This window comes from Shewanella sp. 10N.286.52.B9, from assembly GCF_002873635.1.
Lineage (GTDB): Bacteria > Pseudomonadota > Gammaproteobacteria > Enterobacterales > Shewanellaceae > Shewanella.
The window spans coordinates 13,868-32,557 of the sequence record NZ_MCTY01000041.1; the positions used below are offsets into that span (position 1 = coordinate 13,868).

The following is an 18,690-nucleotide window of genomic DNA, read 5'->3' on the forward strand; positions in this document are numbered from 1 at the left end:
GCCTTAGTTGAGGCCTTAGTGGAGACTTGGGCTTCAGCGATTTGCGGTTGAATGTTTGCCATTTTTTTATTCTTATTGTTTATTCTTATTGTTTATTCTTATTGTTTTATGGTGTTTTGAGTTTTGATGTTTTTGTTACAAAACGCCAATTAGTTTCATTGCCAGCAGCAGGAGATGTCGGGATGTTTAATGCCAATATTAACGAGCATATAGCAAAGCCGACTCCAATCATAAATACCCATTGAGGCGAGCTTAACCATAATATGCCTAACAGTGCCGGAATAATCACTGCGGCAATATGATTAATGGTAAAGCTTACCGACATACTAGCGGCAATATCTTTAGGATCGGCAATTTTTTGAAAGTAGGTTTTCATGGCGATAGCCATAGCAAATAATAGATGGTCAATAACATACAGCGCAGCAGCTATGGTGGCATGTTCAACTACGGCGTAGCTAGCAAAAACAATAATTAAGCCAAGGTACTCAATTACTAAGGCGTTACGTTCACCTATGCGGCTAATAAAGCGGCCGATAGCTGGGGCAAATAGCAAATTAACCACGTAATTGATTAAAAACAGTGAGGTGATTTGGGTGACTGAATAGCCAAACTTTTCCACCATCATAAAACCGGCAAAGACCATAAAGATTTGTCTTCTGGCGCCTGATAAAAACGTCAGTGCGTAGTAAAGCCAGTAACGCTGTCTAAAGATAAGCTTTTTGTGCTGCGGCTCAGCAATAGGGAAATGTGGGTAATACAGACTCATCATGATAACCGCAATTAAGCCTAAGCCGCCAATGATGGCATACATCCACACATAATCGAGTTTAAGCCAAGTCATTACCAGCCAAATACTGCCATAACCCAGTAACGCAGACGCAGATCGCCACGCTAATGCTTTACCTAAAAACTCTGCGGTGTGTTGTTTATCGACCCATTGTAGTGTCAAAGATTGATTAACGGTTTCAAAATAATGAAAGCCAATCGACATTAAAACTGTGGTGATATAAAGCCCTAATACACTGGGGAAAAAGCCAGTTATAGCAATGCCAATGGCTAATACCGCCAGTGACAACAGCGCGAAGGTTTGCTCTCTAATTAGCAGTAATACAAATATAGCGGTAAAGGCTAAAAAGCCGGGTACTTCACGCAAACTTTGCAGCATGCCAATTTCAGCCCCAGTAAATGCCGCTTTCTCGATAACAAAGTTATTGAGTAAGGCTTGCCATACGGCAAACACCATCGACATGATGAAGGTCATCCACAATAATAATTGCTGCGGATTTTTGTCTGAAACTGCGGGCATTAAGGTCACTTTTCCTTGTCTCTCAATCTTAGCCACATAGTTACATAATTTGCCGTTTAGCGCTAAGTGTAAAATGCTCTCTATTAGGAAGCTATCGCTTGGGCTTTAGCGATATGCGTGCTTTAGGTGGTCAGTTTGAATAGGCGTCGTAGTGCTAATTGCAGCTAACTTCGATTTGTATTTTTTACAAATTAAAAAACATAAGTGAGTGAAGCTTAGACTTTATCCCACATTTTGTGAGCCAGCCAAAAGTCCTGATTATTAATACGCGTTGCGACTGATTTGTCGTGATCTGATCCATGTAATTGTTGCGCCAATTCAATTAAGATGAAGTTAATGACAGATAACATTTTTTAAGAATGAGGTTAACGTGAGTAGCATTTTAATTATTTATTCAACGGTTCACGGTCAAACCCGTAAAATTTGCGATTACATGCAGCAAAAGCTCATCGCTAAAGGCAACACCGTCACCTTAGCAGCGCTGCAAGATACGCCTGATATTAGTGCATTTGATAAAGTATTTATTGGTGCCAGTATCCGCCATGGTAAGCACCGCCCAGCGCTGTATCAGTTTGCTGCGAGCAATAAAGCGATACTTGATAGTAAACCCAATGGTTTTTTCTCGGTGAGTTTAGTCGCCAGAAAACCGGGCAAGAATACGCCTGATACCAATATGTATATGCAAGCCTTTTTGAAACAAAGTGACTGGCAACCCAAAGTACTGGAAGTGTTTGGGGGGAATTTAGATTATCAAGGTTATGGCCCAATGGATCGTAATATTATTCGCTTTATCATGTGGATGACCAAAGGGCCTACGGATCCTCATACCCAAGTTGAGTACACCGACTGGGAAAAAGTAGATGCCTATGTAGACCAAATTCATAGCGCTTAACGAGCTTAAGACTGAGAATAAGTTAAGTGCTTATCATTGCAAAAGGAAGGTAAATTCATGAGTCAAAAGTCATCTGCTTTGGTTAGTGCTATTGCCGAAAAACTGCATGTCATTGTGATAACCCTAAGCGTATTTTTGGTGGTAACTAGCCCATGGATCCTAATCGGTCGGCAATTAAGAGCCAATGCCAGTATTTGGGACAGTTTGCATGTGTATCTAGGCTTAGTGGCAGCTATATTTGGTTTGTTATTTATGCTGAAGAATCTGTTAAATGGCCACTGGCGTCAGTTCTTTCCGTGGTTAAGATTAGACTTTTCCCAATGTGTAGATGAAGTTAAGCAGTTAAAGCAGGGCACTTTACCGAGCTCTGGAGGCAAAGGTATCTTCAGTATTGTTGAAGGAATAGGGCTGATTTTAATCGCGCTAGTGAGTATTACCGGCATCGCATGGTTTGCCACTCAAGGTAGCAGTGATGCATTAATGTGGCGTAAATACCACATTCTTTTTGCCCAAGGCTTTGTGGGTTTCTTGATGGTACATATCGTGTTTGCCATGTTTCATATTATTGATATGGTGAGAAATTCTTAGTCATTAATTCAATCTATATACCATTGGCTAGTGACAATTTTACGTTATAACAAAGCTAAAAAAGCCCAAGCATGATTATCATGATTGGGCTTTTTAATACGCTAAAGATTGTACTTAGACAATGATTCTTTGTAGCTTATTTCTTTTCTAATGCTAAGTAATTCATCACGTCAATTAGATCGCCAAGAGTACGCATTTCATTCATGTTGATAGCATACTTATCGTTAACGATGAAAGTCGGTACGCTTTGAACGCGGTACATGATTTGCTGTTGGCGCCATAAAGCTAGCTTTTTGTCAGTTGCTTCGCTGTCAGCAATTTTGTCATAAGCGGCGCTATCGATACCGTGAGCTGCAAATACCTGTTTGATATCGTCACGATTGTTGATTTCTGGCTCGTCATGGCTATGACCTGGAGCACTGTGGTCGTGGTGTCCGCCTTCGCCTTGAATCGCTTGGAACATGGCTTTATTTAATACATCCGCATTACCCACTTCATGAATAACGGCTAAAGCGCGCATGACTTCAGTACCAATATCACTGTTCATAAAGTCAACGTGCTTGGTTTCAAAGTTAATTTCTTTATTCAAGTTACCTTTAATTTCTGGCAGGTACTGGGTTTCCATGTTGTAACAGTTATGGCAGTAGAAAGAGAAAAATTCAGAAATCTTAGGTTCAGTTGATGCTGGTGCATCAGAAATTTGAGTGTAATGTACACCTTCAACAAATTTAGATGGAATTTCTGCCGCTTTTTCAACAGTTTCTACAGCCGTTTCAACAGCAGTTTTTTCTGCAGTTGTAACCGTTGTATCAGCAGGTTTGCCACAGCCCGTTAGGGTTAATGTGAATGCAGCAACAGCCAGCGTGAATGCAATATGTTTAATCTTTACCATGTATGCCTCGACAAAGTGGGGTGATGTTGGCGATATATCGCGAGAGATAATTAAGCTTACGCAACTTAAATAACTCAAGCAACTTAAGCACTTGCTTAATTGCCATAAAGTTAGCTGCGATTATGACTGAATCCGTTAGCAGTGTCAGTGCTAAAACTGTGATGGCCTAGTGCTTTTTAGTAAAAAGCACTGCAATTTAAACTAGCTTTTATAACGACTCAGTAAGCAGAATTTGCCAAGCTTCACAAACTTGCCGAAATTGCTCACTGTCGTCACTATTGTCACTATTGTCACTTTTGTCACTATAGCCCGCTTAATTGTGACTATTTACACTGGCACTTTGATGAGTGGTAGTTGAGACTTATTCTATTTTGGTGATTTTATACCAAGTCGTCATTGTGCGGCTTGAGGCTTATTTGATAAATATTTCTCTTCCTCACAGACAAGTTACCTATAATTGGTATAAAATCCGCCGCAATAAAATAATAGGGGCCTTATCCAATGACAGAGAAACATTATATTAGCGCACAGCAGTTGCTTGAAGACTCATTCAAATTAGCAGCACAAGTGTACGATAGCGGATTCAGACCGCAATTTATTGTCGGGATTTGGCGTGGCGGTGCTCCAATCGGTATTGCAGTGCAAGAATTTTATGATTTTAAGAATGTTGAAACCGATCATATCGCAGTAAGAACGTCATCTTATTACGGTATTGGCACTGATAAGCAAAGCAAGAAAATCAAAGTTCATGGCCTACATTACATCATTGAAAATGCCAATGCTGATGATGGGCTATTAATTGTGGATGATGTATTTGATTCTGGCCGCAGTGTTGATGCATTAATTGATAAATTGCAAAAATTTATGCGCAAAAATATCCCGACAGATATTCGAGTGGCTTGTCCTTATTACAAACCAAAAAATACCGCAGTTGATTTAAAGCCGGATTATTTTATCCATGAGTCTGAAGAATGGCTTGTTTTTCCTCATGAAGTGTCAGGTTTAAACCCGCAAGAAATCGCTGAAGGTAAAACAGATTTTAAGAATATTCAGCATTTGTTTAAGTAAAAGCATCGATATTGGTTATTTTTTGCTAAACTAGCAGCTCAACAGTGCGTCAAGAGAGTGCCTGACACGTGGTTATTGTCCGTGTTTAATTCACCTTCTTGATGCATTTTTTATTATTACCCTGAAAAGATACTGCCCATTATGAGCTCTGTTGAGATATTTTCCCCACAACAAACCACTGATAAGCCTCTAGATACTCAATCTCTAGGTTCTCAATCTTTAGCGAGCAAGTCGCAAGAGAAAAAGCAGCTTGAACTACTGGCACCCGCTAAAAATGCTGATTACGGCATTGAAGCTATTCGTCATGGTGCTGATGCTGTATATATTGGCGGACCTGCATTTGGTGCACGCCATAATGCCGGTAATAGTGTGGAAGACATTGCCAGACTGGCAGAGTTTGCTCATCGTTATCATGCTCAAGTGTTTGTAGCGTTAAATACCATTTTAATGGATGACGAAATTGCCAAAGCGCAGGCACTTATTTGGGAATTATACGAAGCAGGTGTGGATGCATTAATTATTCAAGATATGGGCTTGTTGCAGTTAGATTTACCGCCAATTGCACTGCACGCGAGTACCCAAATGGATAATCGCACCCCAGAAAAAGCAGTGTTTTTAGAACAGGTCGGTTTTTCACAGGTGGTATTAGCCCGTGAGCTGAATTTACCGCAAATTAAAGAAATTGCAGCCAGTACGCAACTTAAGCTTGAGTACTTTGTTCATGGCGCATTGTGCGTCAGTTATAGCGGCTTATGTAATATCAGTCATGCGTTTTCTAATCGCAGTGCTAACCGTGGTGAATGTTCACAAATGTGCCGTTTGCCTTGCGATTTATCCACCCGTGATGGTGAAGTGTTAGCTGAAAATCAGCATTTGTTGTCATTAAAAGACAACAACCAAACTGAGAATTTAGAAGCATTAATTGATGCAGGCGTAACATCATTTAAAGTGGAAGGCCGTTTAAAAGATATTAGTTATCTTAAAAACGTCACCGCCCATTATCGCCAGCAGTTAGATGCGATTATTGATCGCCGCAGCGATCTTGAGTCAATGTCTCATGGTCGAAGCGAATTTACTTTTACGCCAGATCCTGAAAAAAGCTTTAACCGCGGTAAGACAGATTACTTTATTAATCAACGTACTGAGCAAATTGAGCATTTTAGCTCGCCAAAGTACATTGGTGAAAAAGTGGGGGTTATCACCAGTGTTGGCCGCGATTTTATTAAAGTCGATAGCAGTAAAGCGGGTAAAGCCGTTGAGTTTAATAACGGTGATGGCTTGTGCTTCTTTATTGATGGTTATCAAAAGCAGCGTTTATCTGATAACAAAACCAAAGGCTTAAGGGTTAACCGCGCTGATGGTAATACTTTATATCTGACCGATGTGTCGAAAGACTTAAAAGTCGGTGTGGAGTTATTTAGAAACTTCGATCATCAATTTGATGCTTTGCTATCAAAAGACTCTGCTAGCCGTAACATTGCGGTTGATATGGTATTGGCTGATACGCCGCAAGGCATTTCACTGACCATCAGTGACAAGCATGCCCATAGCGTTACAGTAGAGCTTGAGTGGGCAAAAGAGCCGGCGAAAGATTACGCTAAAGCAGATGCAAGCCTGCGAACGCAGCTCGGCAAACTGGGTAACAGTGACTATCAGTTACAGCAGTTAACGATTGAATGTGCTAATCGTTGGTTTTTTCCAGCGTCAGTGATTAATGGTTTAAGGCGAGATGCCATTGCCGCCTTTGATGACGCCAGAGTAAAAGGCTACCAGCGACCACAGCGAGCTGAGCATGATAAGTCAGCGCGTTTCCCGCAAAAGTATTTAAGTTTTTTATCTAATGTTGCAAACGATAAGTCTCGTGAATTTTATGAGCAACACGGTGTGGTTCAAATTGAAGACACTTACGAGAAAAACAAACTATTAACCGATGCACCATTAATGGTGACTAAGCATTGCTTACGTTACAGCTTTAATTTATGCCCTAAAGAAGTTGAAGGCATTAAAGCTGACCCAATGGTGCTCGATATTGGCAAAGACCGCTTAAAGCTGGTTTTCGATTGCCTAAAATGTGAAATGATGATCGTTGGATCAAATCAATTAGTAAAGTAATCAGGTGATGTCATCTTATTACTCAATAACCATTATCACGCGCGATGCGTGGCGATAAATTTGTAGGAAAAAGCCCAAAATGACTAAAGCAAAAAAATATGATTTTAGAGTAAAACAAGTTGGTACAACTTGGAAAACTGAAATCACTCGTCGTATGACTGCAACTAAGACTATTGTGTCTAAAAGTCATGACGGATTTGCATCAGAAGCCGAGGCTGAAGCTTGGGGTAAGCAAGAGCTTCCCGCTTTTTTAACCACGCAAGCTGAACGCAATAAACGTAAAACAGAAAAACAACTTAAGGCTAAATCAATTGCAGATGCAATTGCTGCAGAAGCATTAACCGATGAAGCAGATGCATTATCAGATGATGCTAAGCAAATAGATGCTGCCGATAGCGCAGATGTTGTTGAAGATTAAGCGTTAAAACATTACAGTAATGCAACAACTTGGTGACAAGGTTTGCCGTATTTATTTTTGAATAAACCAAACTTCACCTTTCAGCACCAATACCAAGGACGAATTAGGTATGAAAGCTTGCTTTACGACAATAATATTTTCAGGGCTGTTGTTATTAGGCCCTGGAAATAAAGTAATGGCCAAAGAGTCACAGTCTTACCTCAATAGCACCACCAATCAATCAGCAGATGCAACTAACGCTGCAAAAAGAGAGTTATCAATATTTTCCAAAAGTGTGTCTTTTGAGCTGCCTATTGGCTGGAATATGGCATTTAATTCTAGCAAAGGGAATATGTATAAAGCTGAGTTTGTTCCTGCTGGAGAAAGTTTAAATAATTGGTCTGATTTATTCTGTATTCAAGGCTTTGAGGGCTTGGCAGAAAATATCGAGCCTGAGCGATTTTTAAATAATTTTGCTAGCACCTACCAAGACAGCTGCCAAGGTGAGGTGGTTTATGAGCAACTTGGAAAAACCCAGATGGGTGGTCAAGAAGCGTATCACGGCATTATCGGCTGTACCGTTATGGCTAACTTTTTACAGCAAGGTGGCTCAGTTAAACAGCAAGGTGAAATAGGTTATTACGCCGTAATTAAAGGCGTTGAAGACTTGTACTTTATGCATAAGTCTATGCGCGGCGATGTTTTTAATAAAAACTCAGCGCCATTAAAATCGACCAATCATCGTCAATTTATGTCGAATTTTAAGCAGTTACGATTCTAGACATTTTCTTTTTATCAATAATTGGTTTATCAACAATCCGCTTATCAGTAAGCGAGCTATTAATGAGTAATCATATTATTCAAACTATTTTTCAATAAGTTGAATAATATGATTGATTCATTTTCGTTATATCAAAAATCCCCATAAGCACGTTATACTATATCAGCTTGTTATATGGCTGCTTTAAGTCGTAGCAATCAAAAAATTTATATAATTTATCGTCAATTTATAGTGGTGCCTGTGTATGACACGGGATAATCGGGAAACTAGTGAAAATCTAGTACTGCCCCCGCAACGGTAATGGTGAGGACAGAGTGCGTTAAAGCTTGTAGCTGTGAAATTTAAGCTGCTATTTAACGTTAAAAATTCATGTTCGTCAGTAGCTTTGCTACTTTAACCTAAGTCCGGAGACCGGCCCTATAGATGATTTTGAGATTTCGGTGGGCAGATCTCGAAATGTAGCTCGTTGCTTGTAAATAATCATGGTTTATCGCTAACAGATAAATTTACGAGTACGATGCGCTGCGGCAAATATGCCCCATTTTTCCTTTCAGGAGTTAAAGGTAAATGGGTACAAATCTAACAAAAATCGCATCAGCATTAAGCCTAGTATTTGGTCTAGCTGCTTCAACAACCTCAGTTGTTTACGCTGACACCACAACAGACAATTCTGCCAATGCAGAGGTTGAAAAAATTGTGGTTATTGGTCGTCAAGATGCAAATCCTCTTAATATTGCAGCGAATGTAAATGTGATCGACCAAGCTGATATTCAGCTTAGTGGTGCGGTGAGCTTAACGGAGTTATTACGTTCTCAAGCGGGTATTCAAGTGTCTGATAACAACTCAGGTACGACTTTTGCCATGCGCGGTTTTTCAGCGTCTCAAGCCGCCAGCAATACCTTAATTTTGATTGATGGTCGCCGCTTAAACAATATTGATATTGCGGCTCCTAGCATTAATGCCGTGCCGTTAAATCAAGTTGAGCGGGTGGAAATATTATCAGGTAGTGCTGGGGTACTTTATGGCGATCAAGCTGTTGGCGGGGTGATTAACATCATCACTAAAGCGCCTAATAAAGACGGCGGCGGACTGCAATTAAGTGCTGGCAGCTTTGATACTTATGAAGCTAAAGGGGATATTTCAGGCAAAATTAATGACGCTTGGCATTATTACTTGGCCGGCAGTTACAATCAAAGTGATAACTATCGCGATAATAACGACAGTGAAACCGGCTCAATTCTAGGCCGTTTGCAATATCAAACTGATTTACAAAATTTCTTTGTTGAAGCCAGCTACTTCGATAATGATCGCCAGGCCCCTGGTGCGCTAACACTGGAGCAGTATCTGCAAGATCCAACTCAGGCCGCACCTTTTACCGATGATGATTATGTTCATGAAATGACCACAGCGCTGCGCAGTGGCTATGAGTACCAATTAACTAAAGAATGGGCTTTGGCCACTGATTTAACTTACTCTGATACTCTAACCACTAACTTTATTTGGGGCAGTGCTGGGCGTATCGAGCGAAGTTTATTAAGCTTTTCACCCAAAGCCACAGCAAATTATCAGCTAGATAATGGTGATTTAGACATTATTGCTGGGGTTGATTTAAGTATCGGTGAGGCCGATTTTGATACTGCTTACATTCAACGTAATAATGAACAGAAAGTGACCAGTGCTTATGTGCAAGCCTCAGTGCCATTAACGCAGTCATTATCCTATGTAGTTGGTGGGCGTTACAGTGAAGTGACAGATGACTTAACAGATCAATTATCATACGCAAATGGTGTTGAGCTTGATAATGATGCCCATGCATTTGAGTTAGGGTTAAATTATCGTCCAAGCCTTGCGCATCGTTTTTATATTCGCGCCAATGATAATTTCCGTTTTGCCAAAGTGGATGAGCAAGCCTATACCCCAATTACCACCCTTGGTCTTGATCCACAAACCGGCCGTTCATATGAAGCAGGTTGGGACTGGACCACTACAACACAAACCTTCAAATTAAACCTTTACCGTTTAGATTTGGAAGATGAAATTGTATATGACGCAGGGCGCACTGATGGTCCACAGGGCGGCGGTGCTAACGTTAATGCTGATGCTTCAACTCGTTTTGGCGTTAATGCCGCTTATGATGTGCAAATCGCTGCAGATTGGTTGCTGGGCGCATCATATGATTACATTGATGCTGAATTTACCGAAGGCGAGAACGAAGGCAAGGCGCTTTCTTGGGTTGCGGAGCATAATGCCCGTGCGTATGTGAGTTATGATATTGCCCAACAGTGGCAGGTTTTTGCTGAAGGTATTTATACTGGCGAGCGCTTTATTGAAGGTGATAATGCCAATGTTGACCCTAAGTTATCCAGTTATGTATTAGCTAACTTAGCCATTAACTATACCCGTAATGAGTGGAGTGCCAGTTTACGTGCTGACAACTTGTTAGATAAGCAATATGTCAGTGCTGGCTATTATGTTCCTGAGGAATGGGGCGGCAGCGGTTATTACTCGGGTAATGGTCGCTCAATTCGCTTAACCTTAGGTTATCGTTTTTAAAATCCCTTTGTAATGAACTAACAGATAATAAGCGAAGCGTCTGATTTTTAGACGATAATAACTTGTTATCTAGCTAATTACACTGAAGATACTAAAGCCGACAAAGCACTTGTCGGCTTTTTGTCTTAATCAGCATTAATCACTTGACCTTTGTAGGGTTTCTATGGATAAATTCGTTAATCGAGAACGAAGAATTATACAGGGAAGCATCGCTTTATGACCTACCTTGAGCAGCAGGTACTCACTCAAGTAAAAGCTATTATTGGCAACGAAGAACAAGTCATTGGGCGCCGTGGTATTTTGATCCCTTTAAAAAAGGCCTTAATTAATGAAGCAGATATCCGCATTATTATCGATATCATTGCCAGCGATCCCGCGCTTGCCGCTCATTTACTTTGGCGCAGTAATACCGCTCAAGCTGGTGGCGTAATCGCGACAAAAAATCGCAGTATAAAAGATGCGCTTATCCGTTTAGGCCAAGTCAATATTTACCGCTATAGCTTCTCATTTTATCTAAAAGAACGCTTAGATGAATTACCTGAACCATATTGTAAATTAGTTAAGGGCTATTGGGCGCTTACTGAAAATATCGCTACCGATGCAGTGCATTATTTACGTGAGCTTGAAGACAATAAACAAGCTATAGATATTGATGCAGATGAACTGCAAACCTTGGCGCTATTTAGTGTATTTGGTCAAGTGATTACCTTAAGTGCGTTTGCATTTTTAAATGCCGCCTCAGAAAAACCCATAGCATTACAGGTGATAAAAAAGCTCATTGATACCCAGCAACAAAGTTTATCTATAGAAGCATTTGAGGCTCTTGGGTTAGATGATGAGTTACGCAATGAATTTATGGTGGCCCATAATATTAACCAAACGAGCAATGTAAACTCTGCAGGCTTAGTGCTTAGAGCTGTGCTGAGCAAACGTAATGTATTGATAAACCCAATTAATGAATCTAATTAATGAAGCTAGTATAGCGAGTTGATTTAATCCCATGACATAAAAAATGCCACCTTAATCGTGGCATTTTTTATGGATTTTTCACAACTTGTTTATGCACATTCTAAGAGCGATTGGTGCTTTTGACTTAATCTTTGTAACTTTAGCCCTTCAGCAGCCACTAAGGTTAGCCATTTTTGAATTAAATGGGTATTGGATGTATTAAGGCGGTAGGCTGCAAATAACGGCCTTTTTAAGCCTTCGCTGCCAAGTTTTACAGAACTTAAGTTAAGTCCATGGCCTTCATTAATTGACCAGCTTGGCAGCGCCGCTACGCCATCATTACAAGCAATACGTTGAAGCAGCATCGCTGTTAATTCACATTGCTTTTGTTCACCCACCTCAACACCAGCAGGTTCTAAAAAGTGCTTATAAATATCAAGGCGCTGCAATGGAACAGGGTAAGTGATCAGTGTTTGCTTGGCGAGCTGCTCAGGTTTAATGAATGGCTGTTTTGCTAGAGGATGCTCATTTGAAACGACTAACTTCACTTCAAAATCAAACAAATGTTGATAGGCAAGTGCATGCCCTGGTACTGGATCTGAAGTGAGTACAATATCCAACTCACCAAGCGCTAAGGCATTTAATGAATCAAATAAATGACGGCTAGATAAATCAATACGGCCATCTGGTGCGATTTGTTTAAAGGCCTCGGTCACCGGCATTAACCAGCGAAAGCAGCTATGGCATTCAATGCCCAATTTTAAAGATTGCGCCTCTCCATCAAGGCCTTTTTTCAGATCTGATTCTGTCACCATCACTTTAGGGAGAATTTCCTCCGCCAAATTAAGTAGTCGAGTGCCTTCTTGAGTAAAAGATAATGGTTTGCTCTTTCGAATAAAAATAGACGAATTAATGCGTGTTTCTAATTCTTTTATTTGATGAGATAGCGCTGATTGAGTTACGAAGCGTTTTTTCGCAGCACCAGCAAGGCTACCACTTTCTTTAAGTGCCATCAGAGTTCGAAGGTGTCTCAGCTCTATCATATAATCCTCACATGAATTTTGCTCAACTTACGGGTGAAATCAATTCGGTTGCTTGTATCAAGACTATCACAACAAACTTCTAGACGTCCAGACGCCTGTGTAATTTATTTACGAAAATGTAGTCTCATTGTTAACTTTTGTGATTGTTTTGACGTGAAAATTACAGCTTTTGATTTTATAAAAAGTGACTTTAATAAGTGATCACTAGTTTAAAGGTCATTGAGAGAGGGCTTTTTGAGGTTTTTAATCTGCGACTACGCAGTTTTGCTAGGCTTATCTATACTCAGACTGGTATTGCTTTACTGAATTTCTATGTTGATTGAGTTTAAAATGACTGGAGTCACAAATGAGCCACACTTATAAAATTATTGAGTTAACAGGATCGTCACCTATCAGCTCTGATGATGCGATAAAAAATGCAATTGCAGCAGCTAATGAATCGCTTAAACATTTACGTTGGTTTCAGGTTGTTGAGACCAGAGGTCACCTAGGAGAAGGTTTAATTGCTCACTGGCAAGTCACTATTAAAGTCGGTTTTACTTTAGATCAGAAATCACCTCATTGAAGACGTGGTGTCTGAAAGATGACAATAAGTAAAAGGTTTAAGCGTCTCTAGGTAAGCCTTTTTCAACACTGCGGATCACTCGCAAGGTTTTACGGCTTAAATGACTTTTAGGCGCCGTTTTTGTTTTATCGTCAGGGGTTAAATCTTGCTGTTTAAGTGCTTGTTGCGCTAGTGCCCAATCAATATGTTCTATGACCATTTCATCGACTTCATCGCTACATCTGCGTAGGTTAAGCGCATCAATAATTTGCTGATTAAACGGCGCGTTACCTAAGGCAATCGCAATGTTTCTTAACCAGCTTTTATGGCCAATTCGACGTATAGGGCTGCCTTCTGTAAGTGATAGAAATTGCTTTTCAGTCCAAGCAAACAAGCTTAGTAAATCAGGTTGGATCAGTTGTTTACGAATATGAAAATCAGTTTGCTGAGTTAGCGGCGCTTTACTGTTAACAGGGCACACTAATTGGCAATCATCACAACCATAAATGCGATTGCCAATGGCTTGGCGAAATTCTTCAGGTATCACGCCTTGTAATTCAATGGTGAGGTAAGAGATACAGCGGCGACCATCGACGACATTGTTGTCTAATATGGCATTAGTCGGGCATGATTTTATGCAGGCTACGCAGCTATTACAGCTTTGGTGGATAGGAATATCTACAGGCAAAGGTAAGTTAATTAACACTTCGCCTAAAAAGAACCAACTGCCAGCCTCAGGGTTTAGTAATAATGAATGTTTACCTGTCCAGCCAAGACCTGCTTTTTCCGCTAATGGCCGTTCAAGGATTGGGGCAGAGTCCACAAACGGTCTGAAATCAATGCCATCAAGCCCTAAGTTATGGCAGTGTGACACGATTTTATCACCGAGTTTTTTAAGCTGTTTACGAATCAGTTTATGGTAATCTCTGCCGCCTGCATAACGAGAAATATAACCTAAGTTTGGGTCTGATAAATTAGTGGCAAAGCCCGCTTGTGGCGGTAAATAGTCCATTCTGGTGCTGAGTACGCGAACGGTACCTGGGTGAAGCTCATGGGGGCGAGCGCGCATCATGCCGTGGCTGGCCATATAGCCCATTTCCCCGTGATAACCATTATCGAGCCATTGTTGTAACTTGCTCTCTTCGCTTTTTAAATCGGTATCGGTGATCCCAAGCTGAGAAAACCCTAATTCAAACGCCCAGCTCTTTATTAAGTAAGCTAACTCCGCCATCTCAGTGGCTGAAAGCTTATGCGCTAATGGCTGTAATAGTCCTGAGGGGGTTGTGGCAGACTCCTTTTCCCTAGCATTAAGCGCTGTATTAGTATTAGCCGCTGGATTAGCATTAGGAGGTATATTTGAATTAGGCATGATGACAGCTATTTACGCTAGGTTAGTGATCCACTGTTTTATTATAACCTCTGTGAGTCATCATGGTAGTGCGATAGCTGATTTCGGCCATTTCTTTTGGCTTGGTAAAGCGCCATGTCTGATTTTTTTATCAGTTCAGATAATGTTTGTTCATCATAATAAGTGCTCACCCCAGCACTGATGGTGACCTTTAGCTCGGGGTTAATTGCTGAGAAATCATGACTTGATACGTCCTCGATGATCGCTTGTGTTAGTGATATCGCAGCAGTGGAGCGAATTTGCGGTAATAACACTAAGAACTCTTCACCACCTACTCTACCAATGACTGCGTTTGCTGGTAATTTGCTAGTACAGATCTCTGCTAATGTTTTAAGGACAGTATCACCAGCGTCATGACCATAGGTGTCATTTACTTGCTTAAAATGATCGACATCAAAAGACACAATAGCCAAAGTTTGCTGATTGATTAAGGCATTATTAAATAATTGATTTGCCTGTTGATACAAGGCAAGGCGGTTTGGCAACTGGGTTAGTAAATCGGTCAATGCTAACTGTTTAAATTGTTTCGACTTCTTGTTTGAGTAGAGAGTAAATATAAACAGTAATATTAATGACGCACCGCCCAGTATTAGTGCAATAATTTGTAATCTTTTATTGTCTTGTTGGGTGACTAACTGTTGCTCTTTCAGTAATTGGAATGCGATCAATTTAGCATTTTCAGCTTCAATTTTTTCACTATCAAACTTGACTAGCATTTCAGTGCTGCTTTGATTTTCCATCGCCTTATCAATTAGCTGATGTATCTCATACAGGCTAATTTGTGCGTCATAGGCTTGCTGCCAATCTTGTAAGGATTCATATATCTCTATTTTTGATTTGAGTAGCATTTCATGGCCGCGCTTATTGTGATTGCGCTCAAACCCTGCGGTGGCCTTGTCTAAGTAAGGTATTGCTTGCTCTTCGAGCCCTAACCCATGTTTAGCTTGGGCAAAGAACAATTGCATAAAACTATAATGAGTATCTACATTAGGGCCGATGACATCTTCATATTCCTTGAGATAATCAAGGGCGAGTTGATATTTGCCTAGTTCAATAAGTGGGTAAGACATATCTACAGCTACCCGTGCAGGGTATGTAGGGTCGGTATAGATAGTCTGAAAATAGTCCAATACGGTTAAATAGTGGTCGGCAGCTTTTTGGTATTGGCGTAAATCTTCATAGGCATAGGCCATGTCCATTTTTACCATCATGGCTAAATCAAGCTGGTTGCTCTTGGTAAAGGCTTGCTCAAGCTGGAGATAATATTTTAGGGCGGTGTCCGTTTCGCCCATACGGCGATAAGTGACCGCTAAATCTAGTAGGCTGAGGTGCTGTCTAGTGGGTAAATCAAACTCTTTATACAGCTCATGAGCCAATAATAAGTTTTTCAGCGCCATCGCGAAATCAGCGGTATAGGAGGCGATTTGACCAAGCTGTGAATAGGCATCAGCCATTAAGCGGCGATTGTTAATCCCTTCTGCTGCTAACAAACTTTCACGAATAAGGGCATTTGCCGCTGAGGTATCGCCGCGGTAACGCATGATAGTTGCTTCACAGAGCTTTAACTCTATTCGAGTGCTTGCTGGCATTGCTGGATAAGTTTTTAAGGTATCAATAATGAACTGATCGGCTAATTTATTTTCATCGCCATGGAAAACATTATGACTAAGACACTGTTTAGGCAGTAACAAGTAAGTGCGTTCGATATCTTCTACATCGAGCAAGCTTTCAAGGTCTTTAACCATTTTCGGAAAACTAGGATCGTTAATATCGGTTTGATCGGCGGCGTTAAAGAGTGTATCAAACTCAGGGTTTTCTATTTTGGCAAAGCTTGAGAAACTCATACTGAGCATAGCTAAACCTAAGCTAATAATGAGCAATGGCTTACGAACTAGCATTTGGATAAACAGGTTTTTATTAATGCCGTGAAAAAGGCTTTTTTGATTGCCGCTGTGCATATATCAATGCTCTCCTTTAATGATGTTTGGGAGATATTGATAATGCCTATAGCAGTCTCTGCCGTCATTTTTTGCCTCATAGAGGGCAATATCAGCTTTTTTCAAAATAGTAGAAATACTGCTTTCATCAATCACGCTTGTAATGCCGATACTGACTGAAAATATCAAGTTATCGTTTAACTGCGGTGAGTTCACAAGTTTCATTTTATGATTAATTCGCTCAGCGAAAATCATCGATTGCTCGATATTTGTCTTTGGCATAATGATCAGAAACTCTTCACCACCAATACGCGCCACAGTATCTTCCTCGCGGCAATTTTGCTGACAAGTTTGAGCAATGAGTTGTAGTGCTATATCACCGATGTCATGGCCGAATCGGTCATTGACACTCTTAAAGTGATCTACGTCGATAAGTAAGATAGAAAATTGCACTTTTTGCTTTAGCAGCTTTTGCATGACCTCGTAGGCATGTAAGCGATTAGGGATGTTGGTGAGTGGATCTTTTAATGCTATTTGTCGATATTGTTGTGACTTTTTTTGCAGCTTAATAATTAAAATAACTAATATTAACAAGAAGATAAATGTCATTGCGAGGGCGGTGTATTGTAATTTTTGCTGAGTTTTTACGGCATTAAGCTGAATGTCTTTAAGCGCTTGGAACTCAATTAACTGTGCTTGTTTATCTTCTAGGTTATCTGAGTCAAACTTGAGTCTCATGTCGGAATTATAGGTGTCCAGCCTTAACTGATCGAGTTGTTTATGAATGCTTAAGAACTGATGGTGCCAGTAGTTAGCTGACTTATAATCAGCTTGGATAGCAAATAACTGACTGGCTAACTGATAACTAATAGCTAAACCTTTTTGCATATTATACTTTTGAAAGTTAGCTGTTGCTGCATTGAAATGCTCAAAGGCGCTAGCATAGTTGCCTTGTAACATGCGCAGCTCTAAATAATAACTATGCATGTAACCATAGTGAGAGTACATCTCGGGGGTCATGTAAGGTCGAGCTTGATTTAGCCACTTTTCTGCTTCTGCTAATCGGCCAAGTTTAATCAGCGGCGCAGACATATCAATCGCAACTCTAGCGGTGTAAAGCGGATCATTGATCCCCTCGATGACCTGATAGACTTTTTCAAAGTATTCCAGTGCTTGCTGATATTCACCGCGATCTAATTCTATATAAGCGAGTGAGTTTTCAACATTGGCAAGTAACATTAAGTCTTTGGTTTTATTAAGGTAACCCTTTATTCTGTTGTAGTAATAAAGTGCTTTTTCGTTATCGCCTGAGCGCCGGTAAATACCTGCTAAATTCAGTAAGTCTAAGCTAGCTGCATGCTGTAAGCCTATTTGTTGATTGAGCTCAAAAGACTGAGTGAAGCTATCAATCGCTTTGGAAAACTGACCTTGATAAAGTGCTTGTTTGGCAATGTTATTATGGGCTTTGGCGATGATATGCTTGTCATTTAGTGCTAAGGCTTGTTCAAGTGCAGCCTGATTTAGTTTAATCGCGCTGCTATGTTGGTCAAGGTATCTGAATGCTTTTGAACGACATAAATTCAGCAAAATTGGAATTTGTGGACTAAAAAAAGATTGCTGCTCAATGTTGTTTGTCGTGGTAATAAAGTTGTTGTTTTGCTCACTGTCACTGGAGCTAAAGGTTTTACATTGCTCAGTAAGTAACAGCTGCTGGCGCTCAATATCGTTACTGGCAATAATGTTCTCGAGTTTGAGTAATGTTTGCTCTATGACAAGTAAATCTGTGATCTGTTCTGTTTTTAATTGATGGAACAAGTCATCAGCTGCCTTGTTATCAAAAGTAAAAGCAGTCACTGAAGCACTATTCAGTAAACCGACTAATACCAACAATAACAGCAGCTGATTGATGTAACGACTCACCTTGTGACAGTAAAGGCCGTTAAAAACGCTAATTGTTGAATTATAATTATTATGCAATTTTTTATACTTGCTTTACGCAGTTCCTTCATGCTGTTTTTGTTTGTTAACTAAGGCTGTAAACTGGCTTGTTAACTCGCAACAATCCTTTTAAGCACAACTTTTACAAAAGTGCTAATCAACTTGAGCAAAACAGTGCTCAGTGCTTTTTATTGTTAGGCTACAGGTTAAAAATTGGCCGCTTTGCTTAATATCGGCCATGCAACTTTTCCCTGAATTAATATTTTTGTATTTTATTATTTAG

The 18,690-nt window shown here is 40.3% G+C and carries 15 protein-coding genes and 1 riboswitch; of the genes, 9 read left to right on the plus strand and 6 right to left on the minus strand.

The genetic code is table 11. The features are described from left to right. Nucleotides 1-106: 106 nt before the first annotated feature. Nucleotides 107-1,306 carry an MFS transporter gene (locus BCU91_RS03475; protein WP_102530906.1) on the minus strand — a complete coding sequence of 400 codons (1,200 nt, stop codon included), beginning with the start codon at nucleotides 1,304-1,306 and terminating at the stop codon, nucleotides 107-109. A gap of 370 nt (nucleotides 1,307-1,676) precedes the next feature. Between BCU91_RS03475 and hemG the strand changes: the two genes are divergently transcribed. Next, on the plus strand, nucleotides 1,677-2,198 hold the full coding sequence (hemG, locus tag BCU91_RS03480; RefSeq protein WP_102530907.1) for a menaquinone-dependent protoporphyrinogen IX dehydrogenase: 522 nt from the start codon (nucleotides 1,677-1,679) through the stop codon (nucleotides 2,196-2,198). A gap of 57 nt (nucleotides 2,199-2,255) precedes the next feature. Further along, the gene (locus BCU91_RS03485) at nucleotides 2,256-2,786 is read left to right on the plus strand and encodes a cytochrome b/b6 domain-containing protein (RefSeq protein WP_102530908.1); all 531 of its coding nucleotides are present in this window, start codon (nucleotides 2,256-2,258) and stop codon (nucleotides 2,784-2,786) included. 136 nt (nucleotides 2,787-2,922) lie between these two features. Here the strand turns inward: BCU91_RS03485 and BCU91_RS03490 are convergent, their stop codons facing one another. Then, the gene (locus tag BCU91_RS03490; RefSeq protein ID WP_102530909.1) at nucleotides 2,923-3,678 is read right to left on the minus strand and encodes a thiol:disulfide interchange protein DsbA/DsbL; all 756 of its coding nucleotides are present in this window, start codon (nucleotides 3,676-3,678) and stop codon (nucleotides 2,923-2,925) included. A gap of 501 nt (nucleotides 3,679-4,179) precedes the next feature. Between BCU91_RS03490 and BCU91_RS03495 the strand changes: the two genes are divergently transcribed. The 6 genes from BCU91_RS03495 (at nucleotide 4,180) to BCU91_RS03520 (ending at nucleotide 11,558) form a co-directional block, all read left to right on the plus strand. Continuing rightward, nucleotides 4,180-4,746, plus strand: coding sequence for a phosphoribosyltransferase family protein (locus BCU91_RS03495; protein WP_076541549.1), 567 nt, complete (start codon nucleotides 4,180-4,182; stop codon nucleotides 4,744-4,746). Between the two features lie 141 nt (nucleotides 4,747-4,887). Next, complete coding sequence (locus tag BCU91_RS03500; protein ID WP_102530910.1) at nucleotides 4,888-6,858, plus strand: U32 family peptidase; 1,971 nt, start codon at nucleotides 4,888-4,890, stop codon at nucleotides 6,856-6,858. 79 nt (nucleotides 6,859-6,937) lie between these two features. Continuing rightward, complete coding sequence (locus BCU91_RS03505) at nucleotides 6,938-7,276, plus strand: DUF3622 domain-containing protein (protein WP_102440458.1); 339 nt, start codon at nucleotides 6,938-6,940, stop codon at nucleotides 7,274-7,276. Nucleotides 7,277-7,385: 109 nt separating this feature from the next. Beyond that, nucleotides 7,386-8,036: a hypothetical protein gene (locus BCU91_RS03510; RefSeq protein WP_102440459.1), complete on the plus strand. Its 651-nt coding sequence runs from the start codon at nucleotides 7,386-7,388 to the stop codon at nucleotides 8,034-8,036. 215 nt (nucleotides 8,037-8,251) lie between these two features. Then, nucleotides 8,252-8,471: riboswitch (cobalamin riboswitch) on the plus strand. Nucleotides 8,472-8,603: 132 nt separating this feature from the next. After that, entirely contained in the window at nucleotides 8,604-10,589 is a 1,986-nt protein-coding gene (locus tag BCU91_RS03515; protein WP_102476284.1) for a TonB-dependent receptor, read from the plus strand. Between the two features lie 216 nt (nucleotides 10,590-10,805). Beyond that, the gene (locus BCU91_RS03520; RefSeq protein WP_102476285.1) at nucleotides 10,806-11,558 is read left to right on the plus strand and encodes an HDOD domain-containing protein; all 753 of its coding nucleotides are present in this window, start codon (nucleotides 10,806-10,808) and stop codon (nucleotides 11,556-11,558) included. An 89-nt stretch (nucleotides 11,559-11,647) separates the two neighbouring features. Here the strand turns inward: BCU91_RS03520 and BCU91_RS03525 are convergent, their stop codons facing one another. Next, nucleotides 11,648-12,580 carry a LysR family transcriptional regulator gene (locus BCU91_RS03525; RefSeq protein ID WP_102530911.1) on the minus strand — a complete coding sequence of 311 codons (933 nt, stop codon included), beginning with the start codon at nucleotides 12,578-12,580 and terminating at the stop codon, nucleotides 11,648-11,650. Between the two features lie 346 nt (nucleotides 12,581-12,926). Between BCU91_RS03525 and BCU91_RS03530 the strand changes: the two genes are divergently transcribed. Next, nucleotides 12,927-13,145 (plus strand): dodecin, encoded by a 219-nt coding sequence (locus BCU91_RS03530; protein WP_102530912.1) that lies wholly within the window; start codon nucleotides 12,927-12,929, stop codon nucleotides 13,143-13,145. A gap of 37 nt (nucleotides 13,146-13,182) precedes the next feature. Here the strand turns inward: BCU91_RS03530 and queG are convergent, their stop codons facing one another. The 3 genes from queG to BCU91_RS03545 form a co-directional block, all read right to left on the minus strand. Then, nucleotides 13,183-14,355, minus strand: a complete 1,173-nt coding sequence (queG, locus tag BCU91_RS03535) for a tRNA epoxyqueuosine(34) reductase QueG (protein ID WP_241901051.1) — start codon at nucleotides 14,353-14,355, stop codon at nucleotides 13,183-13,185. A 179-nt stretch (nucleotides 14,356-14,534) separates the two neighbouring features. Further along, nucleotides 14,535-16,490 (minus strand): tetratricopeptide repeat-containing diguanylate cyclase, encoded by a 1,956-nt coding sequence (locus tag BCU91_RS03540; protein ID WP_102530913.1) that lies wholly within the window; start codon nucleotides 16,488-16,490, stop codon nucleotides 14,535-14,537. A gap of 3 nt (nucleotides 16,491-16,493) precedes the next feature. After that, a complete protein-coding gene (locus BCU91_RS03545; RefSeq protein ID WP_198589987.1) occupies nucleotides 16,494-18,389 on the minus strand; it encodes a tetratricopeptide repeat-containing diguanylate cyclase in 1,896 nt (631 codons plus the stop codon). Nucleotides 18,390-18,690 lie beyond the last annotated feature (301 nt).

Coding starts and splice junctions, on each gene's coding strand:
- BCU91_RS03475 (WP_102530906.1), bottom strand. CDS start 1,306: ATGCCCGCAGTTTCAGACAAAAATCCGCAGCAATTATTATTGTGGATG.
- BCU91_RS03485 (WP_102530908.1), top strand. CDS start 2,256: ATGAGTCAAAAGTCATCTGCTTTGGTTAGTGCTATTGCCGAAAAACTG.
- BCU91_RS03490 (WP_102530909.1), bottom strand. CDS start 3,678: ATGGTAAAGATTAAACATATTGCATTCACGCTGGCTGTTGCTGCATTC.
- BCU91_RS03495 (WP_076541549.1), top strand. CDS start 4,180: ATGACAGAGAAACATTATATTAGCGCACAGCAGTTGCTTGAAGACTCA.
- BCU91_RS03500 (WP_102530910.1), top strand. CDS start 4,888: ATGAGCTCTGTTGAGATATTTTCCCCACAACAAACCACTGATAAGCCT.
- BCU91_RS03505 (WP_102440458.1), top strand. CDS start 6,938: ATGACTAAAGCAAAAAAATATGATTTTAGAGTAAAACAAGTTGGTACA.
- BCU91_RS03510 (WP_102440459.1), top strand. CDS start 7,386: ATGAAAGCTTGCTTTACGACAATAATATTTTCAGGGCTGTTGTTATTA.
- BCU91_RS03515 (WP_102476284.1), top strand. CDS start 8,604: ATGGGTACAAATCTAACAAAAATCGCATCAGCATTAAGCCTAGTATTT.
- BCU91_RS03520 (WP_102476285.1), top strand. CDS start 10,806: ATGACCTACCTTGAGCAGCAGGTACTCACTCAAGTAAAAGCTATTATT.
- BCU91_RS03525 (WP_102530911.1), bottom strand. CDS start 12,580: ATGATAGAGCTGAGACACCTTCGAACTCTGATGGCACTTAAAGAAAGT.
- BCU91_RS03530 (WP_102530912.1), top strand. CDS start 12,927: ATGAGCCACACTTATAAAATTATTGAGTTAACAGGATCGTCACCTATC.
- queG (WP_241901051.1), bottom strand. CDS start 14,355: ATGGCGGAGTTAGCTTACTTAATAAAGAGCTGGGCGTTTGAATTAGGG.
- BCU91_RS03540 (WP_102530913.1), bottom strand. CDS start 16,490: ATGCACAGCGGCAATCAAAAAAGCCTTTTTCACGGCATTAATAAAAAC.